Source organism: Pseudomonas sp. BCRC 81390, from assembly GCF_030341915.1.
GTDB lineage: Bacteria > Pseudomonadota > Gammaproteobacteria > Pseudomonadales > Pseudomonadaceae > Aquipseudomonas.
In genome coordinates this window covers 106,163-125,634 of the sequence record NZ_JATAAG010000019.1, presented here as the reverse complement: position 1 = coordinate 125,634, position 19,472 = coordinate 106,163, and the positions used below count along the sequence as shown (strand labels likewise).

Below are 19,472 nucleotides of genomic sequence, written 5' to 3'. Positions count from 1 at the left end.
GACCCACTCCTCACGCCGGTAGCGCCACGCCGGGTTTGCTGGCCGCACCCAGGCGCGGTACGTCGAAGCCATGGTCCAGGTCCAGCAACGGGAACAACAGGTCGGCCACCCGGTGGGCCTCGTCGATCAGCGGGAAGCCCGAGAGGATGAAGGCCGATGTGCCCTGGGCTTCGTATTCGCGAATGCGCTCGGCCACCTGCTCGGCACTGCCGACCAGGTAGGTGCCGGCCGCCGGGCCGAGAATGTTGAAGCCGAACAGGCTGGGGCCCAGCCAGACGTTGGGGTAGATTTCCAGCTCACGGGCAGTGGGCAAGCGCCCGGCGCGGATGCTGTCGAGGTTGCGCTGGATACGCGGGTCGGCGCTGACGTAACTGTCGATGTCTTGCCCGGGAGGCAACTGGCGTTCGATGGCGGCCCGGGCAGTGGCCAGCGAGGTGCGCTGCAGCAAGCGCTCGGCATGGGCCCAGGCTTCTTCCTCGGTCTCGCGCACGATCACTTGCAGGCGTGTGCCGTAGGTCAGCTCGCGGCCGATCTTGGCCGCTTCGGCCGCCACACGACGGAACTTGTCACCGAGCTTTTGCGGGGTGTCGGCGAAGCTCAGGTAGACATCCAGCAACTGCACGGAATGGGCAACGCCCGGTGCCGAAGTGCCGGCGCCCCACAGCGGGATGCCAGGCTTCTGCTTCGGTGGGTGCCAGCCGCCCAGCGGGTGGGAGGCAGCCGCCGGCGAGCGCGGCGACAGCTTGACGTAGCGGCCGTCGTAGCCGGCGGTGTCGCCGGCGTAGAAGCGTTGGAAGGCGCGCCAGTATTCCAGGCTGAAGTCGTAGCGTTCATCGTGCGGGTAATGCACGCCCAAGGTGGCCAAGCCAGCGTCGTTGCCATTGACCACGTTGAACAGCAGGCGGCCGTTGGAGAACTGGTCGAAGGTGAGCGCCCATTTGGCCAACACGGCTGGCGACAGCTCGCCCGGGTGTTGGGCGACCAGGAAGCGCAGGCGCTTGGTCGCGTCGATCAGCGCCGCCGCCACGGCCAGGCTTTCATTGGGGCTGGAGCCGAGCAGCGAGCCGTAGAAGCCCAGGCGGTCAGCCGCGATGGCCAGTTGCTTGAGGTGCTCGAAGTCAGTGTGCCAGCGGCCTTCAGGCTCCCAGGGGTGCGGGCCGTCCGGCGTGGTGAGGTACCAGAGTATCTTTACTGCCATGGGGTGCGTCCTTTTCTGCAAGGGGGCGCGCAGCGCCCCAGCGTTGACATCAGCTACGCCGGTCAATACCCGGCACCAGGCCCAGCTCGTCAGCCCGCTCATACAACCCGCTCATTTTCCACTGCTGGGTCAGCACCCCCGGTCCATACGGCCGCGACCCACCCAGGGCATCGGCCAACAATTGAATCTGTGCGCCCTCCTCCAGCAACAGGATGAACTCCGCCGTGGCCCGCAGCCCCTGCTTGCCCCACACCGTGGCGCCGCCGTTGGCTTCCAGGATCGCCAGGTTGAACGGGTTCTCGGCGATCTTGTCGAGGATGAAGTCCACCTCGGCCTGGCGCCGGTCGATGTACACCGGCAGCTCGCGGGCCAGCTGGTAGCGCTGCACTGGCACATAGTGGAACGGCAAGGTCCGGTGGGTTTGCGCCCAGGCCCCCAGGTACGGGCTGTGCACATGTGACACGGTGGTGATGTCGGCGTGGGTCTGGAACAGCTTGGTGTAACGGCCCAGGCCTCCTTTGCCCTTGCCGACGATGACGTTGCCGGAAAAATCGCTCACCGTGGCCTGCAGCGGCTTGCGCTGGTTCCAGGGGCCGCCATAGTTGACCGCTACCAGCAGTTCTTCGCCGGGTACGCGTTCGATAAAGCCGACCGTGCCATTGGCCGTGATGGTGTTGGTTTCGCGGAATACGCCGAAGGCCGCTTCGGCTTCGGCCAGCACCTGGTCGATGAAGGCTTGCAGTTCGGCAGTGACGGGGCGTTCGTTGATCAGTACGGTCATGGTCAATCTCCAGTCAGGTCAGGCGCGGCGCTGGGCCAGCAGTTCATGGGCAGCTTGCAGGGGCCGCGGGTCGACCCAGTCGGCGATGGCGAAGTCGGCCTCGAGGAAGCCGTGCAGGTACAGGAAGTCCTTTTGCGTGCCGAGGAAGGCCAGGCGCTGCTCGGACAGGTCTGGCGCCAGGGTGGTGTGGAAGTCACCCCGGTAGGCCTCCGCCACGCCTTGGCTGCCGGCACGGGTTTCTTCTTCAAGGATGCGCTTGAGCGCGTCGCGGTTGTTGGCTGCCCAGTCCGCGGCACGCAAGGTCTGGGCGAGGAAGCGCACCACCAGATCGAAGTGCTCGTCGAGCAGGCGCTGGTGCACGGTGATCGGTCGCGGCGTGCCGTTGTTGATGCGGTGGCGCGGGTCGGCCAGCAGGTCGAGATCGACGCCGACCACCAGGCCCAGCCGACGTGCCGCATCAGCCGCTGCCGCGCCTTTCACGTACACCGCATCGACTTCACCGCGCGCCAGGTACTCCAGCCCCGACCACAGTCGTTGCAGGCCCAGCTGCGGGGTTGCAGCGTTGGCCTGGTCGAGCAGGGCCACTTCCACCAGTTGCACGTCACCCAGCTGCAGGCCAGCCGACGCCAGGGCGCCTTTGTAGCCGTGCAGGCTCATGGCCCGGGCGATGCTGCCGGGGCGGCTATCGCCCCAGGCTGGCAGGGCCAGGCGCTTGCCGCGCAGGTCGGCGGCGCTGCGGATGCCGGAGTCCGGGCGGACCAGAATGGTTTGCCATTCTTCGATCCAGGTCAGGCCGATCAGCCGGCTGGGCGAGCCGGCAGCGCGCGCGGCCAATGCCGGTACGTTGCCGCCTTCGCGGAACAGCCCGGGCAGCTGGTGATCGTAGTGGTGATGGCCAAGCTGGCGGGCCTCCTGCAGGGTCGAGACCGGCAAGCCGTCGACGGCGAACTCCTGCTCCAGCCAGCCAAGCTTGTAAGCGATGCCAGAGGCGGTCGGTACCGGGCAGCGGGTGAACCAGATGCGCTCCAGGGCAGGCAGGTCGTCTGCGGGGCGTATTGCGGTAGGGCTTGCGAGGGTCATGGGGTGGCTCCTTGGGCGTCGTGCAAGCACCATTGCAGTGTGCGTGCCAACCGCTGGAGGCCTTGATTTCACTGGGGATGGATGGTTTGACCGGGCGCTTGCTGCTGGAGGGGGAGCAGGATTGCGGGCGGGCTGCTGCCAGATCAGCAGAGTGGCTGCTGCTGTGCCAGCAAAAGGTTGCGCAAGCCGCGTAGCACGGGGCCTGAAGAGCGGTGGCAAAGATATTGCTCAAGCGCTTGAGGCCGCGCCGTGGCCAATCGCGGGTTCACCCGCGAAACAGGCGCACTGGCCCCTTCAGACCTAGCCGAGACCTCTCCATGAGTGCCATACAACCCTCCCCTGCCCGCCGCCTCACCAGCGAAGCCGAAGCCATCGAAACCGCCCGCCAGGTCGCGGTAAAAATCGCCGAGCTGGCCGCCGACCCGCGTAACAACGGCCAGCTCCCCCGCCGCCAGGCCGAGCTGTTGTCCAGTAGCGGCCTGACCGCCATCGCTGTGCCGGCCGAATTCGGCGGCCTTGGTGCCTCGGTGCAGACCGTGGTCGAAACCGTGCGCCTGGTGTCCACTGCCGATGGTGGCGTCGGCCAGTTGCTGCAGATTCACAACGTGATGCTGCGCGGTATCTTTAGCGGCTACCCGGATGAAGTGCGCGACCGGCTGATCGCCGATGTACTGGCCGGCAAGCGCTTCGGCAATGCCCTGGCCGAGGTCGGCGGCAAGAACAAGTTCGCCCTGAAGACCCGCGTCGAACGCAACGCCGATGGCCAGTGGCTGCTCAATGGCAGCAAGTTCTACTCCACGGGCTCGTACCTGGCCGAGTGGATCTCGCTCACCGCCGCCAGCGAAGACGGCGGTGTTGGCGTGCTGCTGCACCGTGACACCCCCGGGCTGACCCTGGTCGATGACTGGCAAGCCTTCGGCCAGCAGAACTCGGTGAGCGGTACGGTGAATTTCGACAATATCGTGCTCGACGAGCGCTACCTGACCCGGCGCAACGGGCCGCTGAAGCGCACCGGCCTGACCTTCCCGCAGATCCTTCATGCGGCCATCGACACCGGCATCGCCGCTGGCGCCTTGCAGGCCGCCATCGAGTACCTGCGCGAGCATGCCCGCGCCTGGGTAGAGAGCGGCGTCGAGCGCGCCAGTGACGAGCCCCATGTGATCCGCCAGGTTGGCGAGTATGCCGTGGCCCTGCGCGGTGCCGAGTCGGTGCTGCGCGAGGCCGCGCGGGTGTTTGACGATCACGAGCGCGACCCGGAAAACAAGGCTCTGCAGGATGAGCTGATTGTTTCGGTGGCCACCGCCCGTGCGCATTCCGATGCGGCGTCACTGAAGATTTCCAGCGACCTGTTCTCGCTGCTGGGCGCCAGCGCGTCGCTGAGCAAGTGGAACCTTGATCGCTTCTGGCGCAATGCCCGGGTGCACACCACCCACGACCCGATCCGCTGGCGGCTGCACAACGTCGGCAACTACTACCTCAATGGGGCCGACCCTGGGGAGTACACGGCGGTGCTCAATGCCAAGGAAAACCAGGGCGCTACCCGCCGTTGAAACCAGGTTTGCGGGGGGGGCGTTGCCCCCTGTCGCGACACCAGGCCGCTCCTGGCAGGGGCGGCGTCGAATTCTGATCGAGCATTTACATGAACCACCCTCTACTTCGGGCCTTGGCGATTTATCGCGAAATGCCCTGGCGCTTCGCCCTGGTCACAGCCTTGTACATGGCCGGCAATCTCGGCCTGGCCTGGCAACAGTGGCTGATCGGCCACGCGGTCGACGATGTCAGCGCCGGGCGCGCCGTGTTGCGCCTGGCTGATGGCAGCCTGGACGCCAGCATCGCCTGGCACTGGTTGTGGCTGCTGTTGGCCATCGCCTCGGGCCGCGGCCTGCTGCAATACGCTGCCGCCGTGCTGTCGCTGGTGCTCAGTCAGGCCCTGCTGACGCGCCTGCGCGAACGTATCCTCAACCAGGTGCAGCGCCTGCACCTTGGCTACCACTGGCGCCACGGCATGGGTGAACTGGTCACCCGCACCACACGCGACGCCGACAAGGTGCGCGATGCATTGATCACCTTCTGGCGGCAGATCATCGAAACACCGCTGGTGGTGATCGCCGCCGTCGGCCTGTTGAGCGGGTACGACCCGCTGCTGGGCCTGGTGCCCTTGCTGCTGACTGGCGCCGGGCTGTGGCTGTTGGTGCTACAGACCGATCGCCTGGTCACCCTGGACCGCGCCGTGGGCAGCGCCTATGACCAGGTCAGCCAGGACCTGGCCGAAGGCATCGGCGGCGTGCGGGTGATCAAGGCTTTCGGCCTGGAAAGCCAGCGTATCGCCCGATTCGCCAGCCAGGTCGAGGTGTTCACCCATCACGCCCGCGCTGCCCTCGCCTACGCCAGTTCGCGCATTCCGCTACCGCAGGCAGTGGTGGCGCTGGGGCATGTGTGGATCCTGGTCTACGGCGCCCATCGCGTGGCGGCCGGTGCACTGGGCATCGGCGAACTGGTCACCTCGCTGCTGGTGGCGACCACGCTGGTGTTCCGTATCGAAGGCATCGGCCGGGTAATGCAGACCTTCGCCGATGCCCGCGCCAGCGCCGAACGCATCTGGCAGTTGCTGGACGAACGCCCGGCCATCCTCGGCGGCCATGCCACGCTGCCTGCCGGGCCGCTGGGGCTGAAGCTCAACCAGGTACAGGCCAGTGCAGTGGAGGCGGGTCGGCCTGTCTTGCAGGACTGCTCGCTGACCCTGCTACCCGGTGAGGTAGTGGCGCTGGTCGGCGCCACCGGTACCGGCAAAAGCCTGCTGGCGAGCCTGCTGCCGCGCCTTGCCGATGTAGAGCACGGCAGCGTGCAGGTCGGCAGTGATGCCGGCGGTTGGCATGACGTACGCAACCTGGACCTGGCCGAGCTGCGCCGCCGCGTTCACGTACTGCCGCAGGAGAGCTTCCTGTTCTCCGACAGCCTGGCCGCCAACCTGCGCCTGGCGGCGCCGCAAGCCAGCCATGCCCAGTTGTGCGAAGCCTTGCGCCTGGCCGCCGCCGAGGATGTGCTGGCGCGCCTGCCCCACGGCCTGGATACGCCGCTGGGTGACCGTGGCGTTACCTTGTCTGGCGGCCAGCGGCAGCGTCTGTGCCTGGCGCGGGCACTGCTTGGCGCACCCGACATCCTCTGCCTGGACGACGCCACCAGCGCCCTGGATGCCCTGGGCGAACGCCAGGTGCTGCACAACATCCGCCACCGGCACGGTGTACACGGCCAACGCCCGACCTTGCTCCTGATCACCAGCCGCCTCTCCACCCTGCTGCAGGCCGACCGCGTGCTGATGCTGGAAAACGGCCGTATCAGCGCCAGCGGCAGCCATGCCGAACTGAGCGCGAACAATGCCCATTACCGCGATTTGCTGGGGGTCGAGCATGACTGACGTGCAACACACGCCCGCCAACGATATCGACATCGAGCAGCGCCTGGCCCGCCAGGCACTGGACCGGGGTATGTTCCACCGCCTGCTGCCCCTGTTGCAGCCCGTTCGGGGGCAGATCCTGGCGGTGATCGGCATCGAGCTGCTGCTGGTGTTCACCGTGTTCCTGCGCCCATGGTTCGTGCGCGAACTGCTGGACCAGGGCCTGGTACACAGCGCCGACCATTGGCTGCTCGATGAACGCCTGCTGCTGTGGCTGGGCCTCGGCCTGGCGGCGAGCTGGCTGGGGCGCTTTCTGCTGGCCGGGCTATCGCAGTTCATTGCCGGGCGCGCGGCGATCGGCGTGCTCAACGACCTGCGGGTCAAGGTGTTCGCCCATGTGCAGGCGCTGTCGCTGAACTACTTCGACCAGACCCGGGCCGGGCGCATCATGTCCCGCGTTGACCGTGATGTCGATGCACTGGAACCACTGCTGGTGCAAGGCCCACCAGAGCTCCTCGGCGCCCTGCTGCGCTGCGGGCTGGCTGCGGTGATGCTGTGGCGCATAGAGCCCAGCTTCTTCTACAGCCTGGCCGCCACCGTACCGTTGCTGGCCTTGGCCACCTGGCGCTTCAAGCGGGTGTCGCAGCGCAACTGGGCCAAGGTGGCCGAGCAACGCAGCCGCTTTACCGCACACCTGGTGGAAAGCGTGAGCGGGGTGCGGCTGATCCAGCAGTGCGGGCAAGCGCAGAGCAACCAGGCCCGCTACCGACGCCTGCTGGAAGACTTCAACCAGGCGCTGATCCGCGGCAGCCTGCGCGCTGGCTGGTTCGCCCCGTTCACCGCGTTGCTCAGCACCGCCGGCATGGCCGTGCTGTTGCTGGTCGGCGCCCACGGCCTGGCCGAGGGCAAGGTCAGCGTTGGCCAGGTGGCAGAAAGCCTGTTCTACGTGTTTCTGTTCCTCGGCCCGCTGCAGGAATTGTCGGACCTGTTCGAGCGTTATGCCACCGGCAGTGCCTCGGCCCAGCGCATCTTCCTGTTGCTCGACACCCGCCCGCAGGTACTCGACCCACCTGCGCCACAAGCGCTGGCCAGGGCACACGGCCAGGTGGATTTCGAAAAGGTCGGGTTTGCCTATCTGCCAAACAGCCCACGGCCAGTGATTGACCGGCTCGACCTGCATATTCGTGCGGGTGAAGTGATCGCCATCGTCGGCCCCTCGGGGCATGGCAAAAGCACCTTGGTACAGCTGCTGACGCGCTTCTACGAAGTGCAGGATGGCGCCGTGAAGCTGGATGGCATCGACCTGCGTGCCCTGGCCCAGCAGGACGTGCGGCGCAACGTGGGCGTGGTGCTGCAGGACAACGTGCTGTTCAGCGGCAGCATCCTCGACAACCTGCGCCTGGCTTCGCCAGCTGCCAGTGATGCGCAGCTGATTGCCGCCGCCCGCGAACTGGGCGCCGACGAAGTGCTGGAGCGCCTGCCGCAGCGCTACCACACCGAAGTCGGCCCGCTGGGCGCGCACCTGAGCCATGGCCAGCGCCAGTTGGTGTGCCTGGTGCGGGCCTACCTCGCCGACCCGGCGGTGCTGGTGCTGGACGAAGCCACCTCGGCGGTGGACGTGCACACCGAACGGCGCATCCAGCGCGCCCTACGCCGGCTGTGCCACGGGCGCACGGCGATCGTCATTGCCCACCGCTTGGCGACCATTCGTGATGCTGACCGGATTGCAGTGGTGAAGCATGGGCGGGTGGTTGAGCAAGGCGCGCATGCCGAGCTGATCAGGCGCAGGGGCGCCTATGCAGCGCTTCATGACGCGTATCTGCGCAGTGCCGGTGAAGTTGCCATGGGGGAAATCGAGGCCTGACGGGTCGGCCTGTTCGCGGGCAAACCCGCTCCCACAGGTTCGGCGCTGCCGGTAATCCCGGCGCTGTACCGGTGAGGACGGGTCTATCGAGGCGTCGAACCGCCGCGAAGGGGCCGAAACTGCCCATGCTGCTGCCTCAGCATTCACTGCTGCCCGGCTGCTGCCACAGCAGCAGCGCATCTCGTAGCAACCCCGCCAGGCCCCGCCCGACAAGCCCTGCAGCGCCCATGGCACAGCCGTTGCACCACCCTTCCCACTTGCACACCCTGCCCCTTCAGGAGTCCCCATGACCACCGAATTCTTCTGGCGCCTGCCCTTGGGTACCGATGGCCCGCAGCTGTCCACCGATCGCCATAACCGTGGCAACCCTGTACACCGCGCCGGCAACATCGCCCCCGGCCGCCTGCCCGATGGCCAGGCCGACGGTTTCACCTACATCGACTACATCGCCCAGGTGGCCAAGGCCGCCGAGCTGGCCGGCTTCGAGGGCGCGTTGCTGCCCACCGGCCCGGAGCCATGGATAGCCGCCGCCGCGCTCGCCCGCGAAACCCGGCGCATCCGCTTCCTGATCGCTTTCCAGGCCACCTGGACCCTGCCCGCCTATGCCGCCCAGCAGGCGGCAATCCTGCAGAATCTCAGCGGTGGCCGGCTGGACTGGAACATCATCACCGGAGGTAACCCGGCCAGCCAACGCGCCAATGGCGATTTCCTGGAACATGACCTGCGCTACAAGCGCACCGGCGAATTCCTCGACGTGATCCAGGGCCTGTGGGCGCAGGACCGGTTCTCCTACGACGGTGACATCTACCGCCTGGAAAACGGCAGCCTGCCGCCAGGCCTGCAGCACGAACGCAAACCGGGCGTGTACTTCTCCGGATTTTCCGATGCCGCGCTGGCGGTGGCCGCGCGCCATGCCGACGTCTACCTGAACTGGGCCGAGCCGCTCGACAAGCTCAAGCCGCATATCGAGCGGGTGCGCGAGCTGGCCGACAAGCAAGGCCGCACGGTGCGCTTCGGTCTGCGCGTCGACCTGTTCGCCCGCGAAACCGAAGAGCAGGCCTGGCGCGAGCTGCGCCAGCAGTTCGAGCGCCTGGAAGGCAAAGCCAGCGCCAGCGCCAAGGGCTTCGTGACCGGTTCGGACTCTGTCGGCGGCGCACGGCAAGCGGCCTATCACCAAGGCTTGCAGGGCTTCGACGAACTGATCCTGGCGCGCAACCTGTGGGCCGGCTTCGCCAAGGCCAAGCCCGGCCCTACCGTGGGCCTGGTGGGCAGCCACCAGCACATCGCCGAGCGCCTGGCCGAATACCGCGATGCCGGTTTCAGCACCTTCATCCTCGCCGCCAACCCGCACCTGGAAGAGGCCCTGCGCATCGGTCAGGAGGTGCTGCCGCTGGTGCAACAGGCGAGCACTCCCCCTTTGCAGGCCAGCGCCTGATCCCGAACGGAGGCCCGAACATGAGCCAACCCCTCGATACCCTGTGGTACACCCGCTGTCCGGTGCCTACCGGCCTGGGCATTGCCGTGCAGCAAGGCTGGTTGCAGGACGACCTGGCCAGCCTGGGCACCCAGGTGCAATCGCTGCGCGAGGCCGACCAGCAGGCGGTACGCGAATCGCACTTCGACCACAGCCTGCTCAACTCGGTGCGCCATGGCGGCAGCATCCCGGCCATCTGGGCCCGCGCCCAGGGCCGCGAAACCCGCGTGATCGGCCTGTCGTGGGCCGATGAGACGCAGTTGATCCTGACCCGGCCAGACAGCGGCATCCACGGCGTGAAAGGCCTCAAGGGCCGGCGCTTCGGCCTGCCTGACTGGGCTGCCGCGCAGATCGACTTCACCCGCGCCCAGGCCCTGCGCGGGCTGGAAAACGCCTTGAAGCTCGAAGGGCTGCAAGTGAGCGACGTGGCGCTGGTCAACTACCGATACGACGGCACCTTCAGCGACCGCCCGGTGCGCAACGTGGCTGGCACACCGGTGTCCAGTACCGAGAGCGAAGGCCGCAACCTGGAGCTGGCTGGCCTGCTGCGCGGCGAAGTGGACGCCATCTTCCTCAAGGGCGCCAGCGCCGTACAACTGGCCCACGCCTTTGCCCTGCGCACGGTGATCGACACCGGCAGCCACCCCGACCCACTGATCCGCAGCAACAACGGGACGCCACGCACCCTGGCGGTGGACAGCCACCTGCTGACGCAGCACCCGCAGGTGGTACGCACCCTGCTCGGTTCGGTGCTGCGTGCCGAGCGCTGGGCGCACCAGCACCCGGATGAAACCCGCCGCTACCTGGCGCGAGAAACCAACAGCAGCGAGTACTGGGTGCAAGTGGCCTACGGCAATGACGCCCACTTGCGCCTGCGCACCCGCCTGGACGAACAGGCCATCGTGGCCTTGCAGGATTTTGTCGAGTTCCTCGAACGCTGGCGCTTCATCCCGGCGCGCTTCGCGGTGCGCGATTGGATCGCTCGCCAACCCCTGGACCAGCTACTGGCCCCTACCCCCATGGACAGGAAACCCGTTGCCCCATGACCAAGCCCCTGGAAACCCTTTGGTACACCCACAGCCCGGTGCCCACCGGTCTCGGCATTGCCGTGCAGTCGGGGCGCCTGGCCGAGGCCTTTGCGCCATTCGGCACCAATATCCAGTCGCTGCGCGAGTCCAGCGAACGCGAGGTGCGCGAGGCCCACTACGACCACCACCTGCAGAACTCGGTGCGCCACGGCGGCAACATCCCGGCGATATGGGCCTACGCCAGCGGCGTCGAGACCCGCGTGCTGGGGCTGTCGTGGAGCGATGAGGTGCAGTTGATCCTCACCACCGAAGAAAGCGGTGTGCGCAGCATCCGCGACTTGAAGAACCGCCGCTTCGGCTTGCCCAAGTGGGCCAATGTGCAGATCGACTTCACCCGTGCCCAAGCCCTGCGCGGGCTGGAAAACGCCCTGAAGCTCGAAGGCCTGGCGGTGGCCGATGTGGAGCTGGTCGACTACCCCTACGGCGGCACTTACAGCGACGATGCCAAGCAGCACTTGTATGGCGCCGAAGTGAGCCTGGACACCAGCCGCTTCAGCCGCCGCAACAACGAGCTGATCGGCCTGCTGCGTGGCGACATCGACGCCATTTTCCTCAAGGGCGCCCATGCGGTCCACCTGGCCCATGAGTTCGGCCTGCGCGTGGTGGTGGACACCGGCAGCCACCCCGACCCGCTGATCCGCAGCAACAACGGCACGCCGCGCACGCTGACCGTCGACCGGCACTTGCTGGAGAACCACTTCGAGGCCAGCCGCACGCTGGTCGACACGGTGCTGCGCACTGAGCAATGGGCCTGGGCCAACCCCGAAGAAACTCGGCGCTTCCTCGCGCATGAGCTGAACACCAGCGAGTACTGGGTGGCGGCGGCCTATGGCGACGACGCGCACCGGCGGTTGCGGACGACGCTGGACAGCCGCTCGATCGAGGCACTGCAGGACTTTACCGAATTCCTGTTCAGGTGGGGGTTCATCCCACGGCGCTTCGATGTGCGGGAATGGATTGATTTTCGCGTGCTGGAGAGTGTGATCGGCTCGACTTCGCGCTTGGCTGTTTGAGAGCCTGGGGCTGCTGTGCAGCAGCCCCAGGCAATTTCTGCCACCCCATTGCTGCCCCAGCAGCACCCGCCCAGCACCCCACTGCTGCCCAACCTGCAAAACCTCCCCAGCACAGCATTAAAAACCTTATGAATCATTCAGTTACCAACATGGCACAGTCCCTGCTCTAGCCCTCCCCAACAACGCTTTACATACGGGGAGATCCACCATGCACCAACGTCATCCACTCGCCCGCCAGATCAGCCTTGCGCTGCTGCTGGCCGGCACCGGCAACCAGGCCATCGCCGCCAACGACGAGCAAAAGAACGAAGCGGCCCTGGAAACCGTTACCGTGACCGCCCAGCACCGCGAACAGACCTTGCAGGAAGTCCCGGTCGCCGTGTCGGCCATCAAGGGCACCAGCATCACCGCCGACGGTGTGCGCTCGATGGGCGACATCACCACCTTCGTGCCCAACGCCGCGGCCAAGAACCCCGACGGCGACGGCCGCCCGCGCTGGTACATCCGCGGCCTGGGTACCGGCGACACCGGCGCGGCGACGGTCTACCCGGTGGGCATCTACGCCGATGACGTGTACCTCAACGCGCCCATCGCCGGTGGTGGGCCGCTGTTCGACCTGGAACGCATCGAAATCCTGCGTGGGCCGCAAGGCACCTTGTATGGCAAGAACACCACGGCCGGCGCGGTCAACGTGATCTCGAAAAAGCCGACCTTCGACACCGACGGCTACGGCACGGTCGGATTCGGTACCAAGAACGAGCGGATTGTCACCGGCGCCGTCGGGGGTGCGCTGGTGGATGAAAAACTGGCTGGGCGGGTAGCGCTGTACTCCGAGGAGCGCGACGGTTTCCAGAACAACGACTTCGATGGCAACAGTTACGGCGACGTGAATAAGAAGGCCATCCGCCTGCAGTTCCTGGCTCAGCTCAACCCCGACCTGGACGCCCTGCTCAAGCTGCACAGCCGCCAGTTCAAGGGCGACGGCAGCAACGGCTCGCTACCGGTAGGCCGCTACTACAACGTCGGCTACGAACGCCCGCACGGGCGCGATATCTCGTTGAACGTCAATGAAGACTATCGCCTGGACCACGACGGAGCCTCGCTGACCTTCAACTGGTACCTGGGCGACTACACCTTGACCTCGATCAGCGCCTACGACTACATCCGCAACCGCTCGACCACCGATGCCGACTACACCCCCTACGAGGTCAACGGCGCGGCCATCACCGACAACAGCTACCGCCAGTGGTCGCAGGAGCTGCGCCTGGCCTCGCCGGAAGACCGCCCATTGCATTGGCTGGTAGGCACCCACTACTTCCATGAAGACCTCGACAGCTCTGCGCAGCGTATCGTCACCCCCGGGCCGACCCCCAACGGTACCGGCTCGAACCAGGTGGGCACCACCGCGTTCCGCGACCTGGGCTACGATCACCGCACCGACAGCTACGCCCTGTTCGGCAACCTGACATACGACTTCACCGATGACTTCAGCGTCACCGGCGGCCTGCGCTGGACCCAGGAGGAAAAGGACATCGACCTGGACCTGGTGCAGCTGACCCGTGCCACGGCCAGTGGCCCGCTGATCCCGTTGGCCGGAGCAGGCACCAACGGCAACCGCCAGGAAGACAAGACCTGGGAAGCCTGGACTTACGACCTGACACCTGAATACCGCATCAACGACAACCTGCGGGTGTTCTTCCGCTACGCCCATGGCTTCCGCTCGGGCGGCTTCAACACCGGGCTGTCGACCAGCCTCGCGCAGTTGACCACGGTCGACCCGGAAGAGCTGGACGCCTACGAGCTGGGGCTGAAGTCGGAATGGTTCGACCGCCGCCTGACGGTCAACGCCAACATCTTCTACTACGACTACTCCGACATCCAGGTGAACCTGCTGACGGTGAACAACGGCGTGCTCACCACCGCACTGACCAACGGCGCCAAAGGCAAGGTCAAGGGCGCGGAACTGGAGATCGAGGGCCAGCCGACCGACCGCCTGCACCTGCGCGCGGCGGTATCGTTCCTGGACACCGAGTACACCGACTTCAAGAACACCAACCCCACCACCGGCGCAGTGACCGGCGACTACAGCGGCAACAGCTTCGTGCGTTCGCCGCGCAACGTGGTGTCGCTGGGTGCGGACTACACCATCCCGCTGGAAGTGGGCGGCAGGCTGGTGGCTGGCGGCGACGTGAGCTTCCGCGACAAAGAGTACTTCCTGGCCGACCGTCAGAGCAGCGTCGACGCCACCCTCAGCCAACCCCACTACACCTTGGCCAACGCCCGCCTGAGCTGGTTCAGCCATGACGACAAGCTGAGCGTGACGGGCTTCGTCAACAACCTCACCGACCGCCGCTACCAGGTGCACGGCCGGCCCAACGGCACCGCCGGGCAGTACGTGATCACCTACGGCGACCCGCGCACCGTCGGGCTCAGCGTTACCAGCCGGTTCTGATTCTCAAGCCATTGGGGCTGCTGTGCTGCAGCCCCAAAGCATCACGCTGCACAAAAGGATTACGCCATGCCCCACCCCACCGCCTTGGCCAGCGCCATCGCCCTGGCCATCGCCGGCCTTGCCGTGCCCGCATTCGCCGCCGAACCCGACGACCGCCTCGACACCGTTGTCGTGGTCGGCACCCATCGCAGCGACGTCACCGCCCTGCAAAGCGCCGCCCCGGTCGATGTACTGAGCAGCGAAGAACTCCAGCAAACCGGTGCCAGCGACCTGTCTGCCGCGCTCACCGCGCTGTCGCCCTCATTCAGCTTCCCGCAGTCGCCGCAAGGTGCGTTTGCCGGCTCCATCGCCCAGGGCGCCTCGCTGCGCGGCCTGGCTTCGGACCAGGTACTGGTGCTGGTCAACGGCAAACGCCGCCATACCAGCGCCAACGTCACCCGCCAGGGCCTGGTCAACGCCAGGGGCGCGGCCGCAGTGGACCTCAGCCTGATCCCGCTGTCGGCCATCGAACGGGTGGAGATCCTGCGCGATGGCGCCGCCGCCCAGTACGGCTCGGACGCCATTGCCGGGGTGATCAACATCGTGCTCAAGGAGCGCGACGAAGGCGGCAACGCCGGCTACCGCTTCGGAGGCTACACGAAAGGTGATGGCCTGCAGCGCAAGCTCAGCGGCTGGAAGGGCTTTGCCCTGCCCAACGACGGCTTCCTGACCCTGGCTTTCGATGCCGGCAGCCAGGACCCCGCCAGCGATACCCGCGACGACAACCGCCTCTTCTACCCCGGCTCCACCAGCATCGACACACCGCGCGAGCAGAACAACCGCTACCGCAACTGGCGCTGGGGCTCGGGCAATGTCTCGGACCAGTACAACTTCACCGCCAACGCCGAAATGGGCTTGAGCGAGGGCCTGAGCGCCTATGGTTTCGCGACCTACGCCCACAAGAACACCGACGCCGAGAACTTCTTCGACCCACCCACCACCCTGCGCAGCAACTATGGCAGCGTAGCCCTGGCGCGCTACCCGGGCGGCCGCCTGCCGGTCACCCGCTATGGCCTGGAAGACTACGCCGTCACCGGTGGCCTGCGCTTTGAACACGACACCCTGGGCAACTTCGACCTGGCACTGAACTACGGTAACAACCGCGTCGACTCCACCGACCGTAACGCCATCAACCCCAGCTGGGGCTCCAGCAGCCCGTCGACCATCTACACCGGCCGCCGCGAAGCAGACCAGACCAACCTGACCTTGGACTGGACCCGCGACTTCGCCAACGCCTGGCTGTTCAAGCCATTGACCGTGTCCGCCGGGCTGGCCTGGCGCCAGGAAAACTACGACCTCAGCGAGGGCGACGCTGCCGGCTGGTCCAACGGGCCGCTGTTCAACACGATCGACCCCATTACCGGCCGACGTATTCCGGGCTACTACTCGGGGATCACCCAGGTCGATGCGGTGTCGCTGGACCGCCGCGTGATCGGTGCCTACTTCGATGTCGAAGCCCAGCTGACCGAGAAATTCCAGGCCGGCGTGGCGGTGCGCAGCGAGCATTACTCGGACTTTGGCGACACCACCAACGGCAAGCTGTCGCTGCGTTACGACTTCACCCCGCAAATTGCCGCGCGGGCCAGCGCCAGCACCGGCTACCGCGCGCCCTCACTGGTGCAGAGCGGGTTGTCGTCGTTCAGCGTGCAGGTGGTGGAGCAGCCGCCGGGCAGTGGCAACTGGGTCGAGGTGCAGCAGCGCACCCTGCGCGCCGACAGCCCGGAAGCAGCCTTGCTGGGCGGCAAGGCGCTGAAACCGGAAGAGTCGACCAACTTCTCCGTGGGCCTGGTCTGGCAGCCACTGCCTAACGCCTCGCTCACACTCGACGCCTACCGCATCGATATCGACAACCGCATCACCCTGTCCGACCAGTTGCCCGCGGCGGTGGTCGGCCCGATCTTCGCCGGCACGCCCTACGCCAACATCCAGAGCGCGGCGTTCTACACCAACATCGCCGACACCCGCACCGACGGCTTCGAACTGGCCGGCCATTACCAGCTGGAGGTGGGCCGCTGGGGCCGTGTGGACTTCAATGGCGGCTATGCACGCAACAACACCCGCATTACCGGCCTGGACGACGTGGGCAAGATTCCCGGCAACCAGATCATAGGCCGCAACACCCAGGGCCTGATCGAAGACGGCACGCCCAAGGACAAGCTGACCCTCAGCGCCAACTGGCTGTATGACGGCTGGAGCGTCACCGTGGCCCAGCGCCGCTATGGCGAATGGCAGAACCGCAACGCCGCCAACCCCACCCTGGACCAGACCTTCAGCCCGCAGTGGGTAACCGACCTGGACGTGTCGTACCGCTTCGACCTGGGCCTGACCTTGTCGGCGGGCGCGATCAACCTGTTCGACAACCACCCGGACAAGCTCAAGGGCGCGCAGCTGTATGGCGTGCCGAAGTACTCCATTACCAGCCCGGAGGGGGCGCAGGGGGCGTTCTACTACACCAGCGTGAGTTACGATTTCTGATCTGCAACCGAGTGGGCGGCTTCTCGGGCAACTCCGCGCAGCCGCCAACACCGCTGCTGCTGACCGACTGCTGCTGCAGCAACACCGCGCTGCTTCCCCAGCACCATCCGCCGCCGTGCAGCCCCGTAATCCAGGGCCTGCGCTGCCTGGCACAGCTCTTGCGACAAGCCGTTACCCTCTGCTCTCCCAAGGCCAGCCATGCGCGTGCTCTCGTCCCTTACCTGGTTCATCTCACCCCTGGCCCTGCTCACGCTCTGGGCCGTGGTGGCCAATGCCGGACTGTTTCCGGCCAACCTGCTGGTCCCGCCGCTGGAAGTGTGGCGCAGCCTCACCGACCTGCTGGCCAGCGGCGAGCTGCAAGAGCACCTGGCCGGCAGCCTGTCGCGGCTGGCCCTGGGCTTTACCGGTGGCGCACTGGCCGGCCTGGCCTTTGGCGCAGCGCTGGCCCTGTCGAAAACCGTGGCGGCTTACTGCGCCCCGCTGTTCCACACCCTGCGCCAGGTGCCGAGCATCGCGCTGATCCCAATGTTCGTGCTGCTGTTCGGCGTCGACGAAACCTTCAAGGTGGTCATCGTCGCCAAGACCGCGTTCTTCCCGGTGGCGCTGGCCACCTGCGAAGGCATCCGCGCCATCCCGCGCAGCCATTTCGAAGTGGCAGCGGTGTACCGCCTGCGCTGGCCCACGCTGGTAGGCCGGGTGGCCCTGCCCGCCGCAGTCCCGGCCATTGTCACCGGGATCCGCGTGGCCCTCACCCGCGCCTGGGTGGTGCTGGTGGCCTGCGAACTGCTGGCAGCCGACAGCGGCCTGGGACAGATGATCGAGATGGGCCGGCAGATGCTGCGCATCGATGTCGTGATGGTTGGCGTGGTGCTGACCGGGCTGATCGGTTTTTGCCTGGATTTCACCCTGCGCCGTGTCGAACGGCGCCTGTCTGCCTGGCAAAGCCGCTGAGGAGAATGCGATGAAACTGCAGAATGTGCGTGCCCTGGTGTTACCGCTGTTGCTGCTCGGTGCCTGGGAATACGCCTCGCGCCAGGGTGCGACTGGCGCCTATGCCTTCGTACCGCTGGCGCAGGTCGGTAGCGCACTGGCCGAACTGCTGGTAAGCGGCGAGTTGCTGGTCAACCTGTGGGCAAGCCTGTTGCGCACCTGCAGCGGCCTCGCCATCGGCATCATCGGCGGTGTCGGCCTGGGGGCACTGATGGCCCTGTGCGTGCCGGCCAACCGCCTGATCGCGCCGCTGTTCCATGCCCTGCGCCAGGTGCCGATGCTGGGCTGGATCCCGTTGATTGCCCTGTGGCTGGGTAACGGTGAAGGCGCCAAGCTGCTGATCGTCAGCCTGGCGGCATTGTACCCGATGGTGCTGAACACCTTTGAAAGCCTGCACCAGGTCGCCGGCCCGCACCGTGAAGCGGCGCGGGTATTGATGCTCGGCCGTTGGCAGCAACTGTGGCTGATCCTGCTGCCGGCAGCCTTGCCAGGCATTGCCGCCGGCGTCTTGCAAGCGCTGGCCATCGCCTGGGTGACCTCGGTAGGCAGCGAGTTGTTTCTCTCCGCCGGGGCTGGCCTGGGCAGCCTGATGATGAACGCCGAGGCTGCGGCGCGCATGGAGATCATCGTGGTCTGCGTGCTGTGTATCGGCCTGTGCGGCTACCTGATGTCCTGGCTGTGTTCCCTGCTTGCCCGCCGCCTGCTGCGCTGGCAGCCCACCCGTTGAAAGGTCCTATCATGAACGCTATCGCCCATGCCTTACCCACCAGCGCCAGCCCTGGCGCCCTCCACATCCGCGGCCTGAGCAAGGCCTACCCGCTCAAGGGCAAGGCGGTGCCGGTACTCGAAGGCATCGACCTGGACATCCGCCCCGGCGAGTTCGTCAGCATCCTCGGCGCCAGCGGCTGCGGCAAGTCGACCCTGCTACGACTGATTGTCGGCCTTGATCAGGATTACCAGGGGCAGATCCTGCTGGACCAGCAGGCGGTTCACGGGCCGGGCCTGGAGCGCGGCATCGTGTTCCAGGACCACCGCCTGTTCCCGTGGATGACCCTGCAGCAGAACATAGCCCTGGCCTTGAAGAACCACAGGTTACCGGCAGCTGAAAAGCATCGGCTGGTGGCCGAGCACATCGAACGGGTGGGCCTGGGCGGTTACGAGCAGGCCTACCCGCACCAGCTGTCCGGCGGCATGGCCCAGCGCGCGGCGATTGCCCGGGCACTGGTGAACAAACCCAAGGTGTTGTTGCTGGACGAACCGCTCGGTGCACTGGATGCCTTGACCCGGGTGCGTTTGCAAGAGGAGCTGCAACGCATCTGGGTGCAGGAGCGCTGCACCGTGATCATGGTGACCCACGACATCGAAGAGGCTCTGTACCTGGGCGACCGGGTGATCGTGATGGATGCGCAGCCTGGCAGGATAAAGGAAGACATCAGCATCGCCCTGCCCCATCCACGCCGACGAGACAGCGCACGCCTGCACGATCTCAAACAGCGTTTGTTGCAGGAATTGGCCGGTGCTTGAGCCCAGCGTTACACCGCATGCCGCATAGTCTGCTGACACTGGCGGCACGAATGCTCATCGAGCAGCGTCGCACACCGTGTTGACGGTGTTCGCCTACAGC

14 protein-coding genes are annotated in these 19,472 nt (G+C 66.4%); 11 read left to right on the top strand and 3 right to left on the bottom strand.

Annotated features, from left to right (window positions below; genetic code table 11):
- Positions 1–10 precede the first annotated feature (10 nt).
- The 3 genes from QSV36_RS09480 to QSV36_RS09470 are packed head-to-tail and all read right to left on the bottom strand — an operon-like array spanning position 11 to position 3,059.
- Entirely contained in the window at positions 11–1,198 is a 1,188-nt protein-coding gene (locus tag QSV36_RS09480) for an LLM class flavin-dependent oxidoreductase (protein WP_289131334.1), read from the bottom strand.
- A 49-nt stretch (positions 1,199–1,247) separates the two neighbouring features.
- On the bottom strand, positions 1,248–1,979 hold the full coding sequence (locus QSV36_RS09475) for a class II aldolase/adducin family protein (RefSeq protein WP_289131333.1): 732 nt from the start codon (positions 1,977–1,979) through the stop codon (positions 1,248–1,250).
- An 18-nt stretch (positions 1,980–1,997) separates the two neighbouring features.
- On the bottom strand, positions 1,998–3,059 hold the full coding sequence (locus tag QSV36_RS09470) for an ABC transporter substrate-binding protein (protein ID WP_289131332.1): 1,062 nt from the start codon (positions 3,057–3,059) through the stop codon (positions 1,998–2,000).
- Positions 3,060–3,376: 317 nt separating this feature from the next.
- On the opposite strand from QSV36_RS09470, the gene QSV36_RS09465 reads away from it, so the two are divergent.
- The 11 genes from QSV36_RS09465 to QSV36_RS09415 all read left to right on the top strand — a co-directional run bounded on the left by QSV36_RS09465 (position 3,377) and on the right by QSV36_RS09415 (position 19,372).
- Positions 3,377–4,609, top strand: coding sequence for an acyl-CoA dehydrogenase family protein (locus QSV36_RS09465; RefSeq protein WP_289131331.1), 1,233 nt, complete (start codon positions 3,377–3,379; stop codon positions 4,607–4,609).
- An 89-nt stretch (positions 4,610–4,698) separates the two neighbouring features.
- The gene (locus QSV36_RS09460) at positions 4,699–6,474 is read left to right on the top strand and encodes an ABC transporter ATP-binding protein (protein ID WP_289131330.1); all 1,776 of its coding nucleotides are present in this window, start codon (positions 4,699–4,701) and stop codon (positions 6,472–6,474) included.
- Entirely contained in the window at positions 6,467–8,317 is a 1,851-nt protein-coding gene (locus tag QSV36_RS09455) for an ABC transporter ATP-binding protein (protein ID WP_289131329.1), read from the top strand. Before QSV36_RS09460 ends, QSV36_RS09455 begins: the two co-directional genes overlap by 8 nt.
- A gap of 286 nt (positions 8,318–8,603) precedes the next feature.
- Entirely contained in the window at positions 8,604–9,752 is a 1,149-nt protein-coding gene (locus tag QSV36_RS09450) for an LLM class flavin-dependent oxidoreductase (RefSeq protein WP_289131328.1), read from the top strand.
- Positions 9,753–9,772: 20 nt separating this feature from the next.
- A complete protein-coding gene (locus QSV36_RS09445; RefSeq protein WP_289131327.1) occupies positions 9,773–10,837 on the top strand; it encodes an ABC transporter substrate-binding protein in 1,065 nt (354 codons plus the stop codon).
- Positions 10,834–11,892 carry an ABC transporter substrate-binding protein gene (locus QSV36_RS09440; protein WP_289131326.1) on the top strand — a complete coding sequence of 353 codons (1,059 nt, stop codon included), beginning with the start codon at positions 10,834–10,836 and terminating at the stop codon, positions 11,890–11,892. Before QSV36_RS09445 ends, QSV36_RS09440 begins: the two co-directional genes overlap by 4 nt.
- 208 nt (positions 11,893–12,100) lie before the next feature.
- Positions 12,101–14,344 (top strand): TonB-dependent receptor, encoded by a 2,244-nt coding sequence (locus tag QSV36_RS09435; protein ID WP_289131325.1) that lies wholly within the window; start codon positions 12,101–12,103, stop codon positions 14,342–14,344.
- Positions 14,345–14,410: 66 nt separating this feature from the next.
- A complete protein-coding gene (locus QSV36_RS09430) occupies positions 14,411–16,858 on the top strand; it encodes a TonB-dependent receptor plug domain-containing protein (RefSeq protein WP_289131324.1) in 2,448 nt (815 codons plus the stop codon).
- A 198-nt stretch (positions 16,859–17,056) separates the two neighbouring features.
- A complete protein-coding gene (locus QSV36_RS09425; protein WP_289131323.1) occupies positions 17,057–17,809 on the top strand; it encodes an ABC transporter permease in 753 nt (250 codons plus the stop codon).
- A 10-nt stretch (positions 17,810–17,819) separates the two neighbouring features.
- Complete coding sequence (locus tag QSV36_RS09420; protein ID WP_289131322.1) at positions 17,820–18,575, top strand: ABC transporter permease; 756 nt, start codon at positions 17,820–17,822, stop codon at positions 18,573–18,575.
- Positions 18,576–18,586: 11 nt separating this feature from the next.
- Positions 18,587–19,372: an ABC transporter ATP-binding protein gene (locus QSV36_RS09415; protein ID WP_289131321.1), complete on the top strand. Its 786-nt coding sequence runs from the start codon at positions 18,587–18,589 to the stop codon at positions 19,370–19,372.
- Positions 19,373–19,472: the final 100 nt, after the last annotated feature.

What these genes read in the sequence shown, in the direction of transcription:
- QSV36_RS09480 (WP_289131334.1), bottom strand. Translation starts at nt 1,198, where the DNA reads ATGGCAGTAAAGATACTCTGGTACCTCACCACGCCGGACGGCCCGCAC.
- QSV36_RS09475 (WP_289131333.1), bottom strand. Translation starts at nt 1,979, where the DNA reads ATGACCGTACTGATCAACGAACGCCCCGTCACTGCCGAACTGCAAGCC.
- QSV36_RS09470 (WP_289131332.1), bottom strand. Translation starts at nt 3,059, where the DNA reads ATGACCCTCGCAAGCCCTACCGCAATACGCCCCGCAGACGACCTGCCT.
- QSV36_RS09465 (WP_289131331.1), top strand. Translation starts at nt 3,377, where the DNA reads ATGAGTGCCATACAACCCTCCCCTGCCCGCCGCCTCACCAGCGAAGCC.
- QSV36_RS09460 (WP_289131330.1), top strand. Translation starts at nt 4,699, where the DNA reads ATGAACCACCCTCTACTTCGGGCCTTGGCGATTTATCGCGAAATGCCC.
- QSV36_RS09455 (WP_289131329.1), top strand. Translation starts at nt 6,467, where the DNA reads ATGACTGACGTGCAACACACGCCCGCCAACGATATCGACATCGAGCAG.
- QSV36_RS09450 (WP_289131328.1), top strand. Translation starts at nt 8,604, where the DNA reads ATGACCACCGAATTCTTCTGGCGCCTGCCCTTGGGTACCGATGGCCCG.
- QSV36_RS09445 (WP_289131327.1), top strand. Translation starts at nt 9,773, where the DNA reads ATGAGCCAACCCCTCGATACCCTGTGGTACACCCGCTGTCCGGTGCCT.
- QSV36_RS09440 (WP_289131326.1), top strand. Translation starts at nt 10,834, where the DNA reads ATGACCAAGCCCCTGGAAACCCTTTGGTACACCCACAGCCCGGTGCCC.
- QSV36_RS09435 (WP_289131325.1), top strand. Translation starts at nt 12,101, where the DNA reads ATGCACCAACGTCATCCACTCGCCCGCCAGATCAGCCTTGCGCTGCTG.
- QSV36_RS09430 (WP_289131324.1), top strand. Translation starts at nt 14,411, where the DNA reads ATGCCCCACCCCACCGCCTTGGCCAGCGCCATCGCCCTGGCCATCGCC.
- QSV36_RS09425 (WP_289131323.1), top strand. Translation starts at nt 17,057, where the DNA reads ATGCGCGTGCTCTCGTCCCTTACCTGGTTCATCTCACCCCTGGCCCTG.
- QSV36_RS09420 (WP_289131322.1), top strand. Translation starts at nt 17,820, where the DNA reads ATGAAACTGCAGAATGTGCGTGCCCTGGTGTTACCGCTGTTGCTGCTC.
- QSV36_RS09415 (WP_289131321.1), top strand. Translation starts at nt 18,587, where the DNA reads ATGAACGCTATCGCCCATGCCTTACCCACCAGCGCCAGCCCTGGCGCC.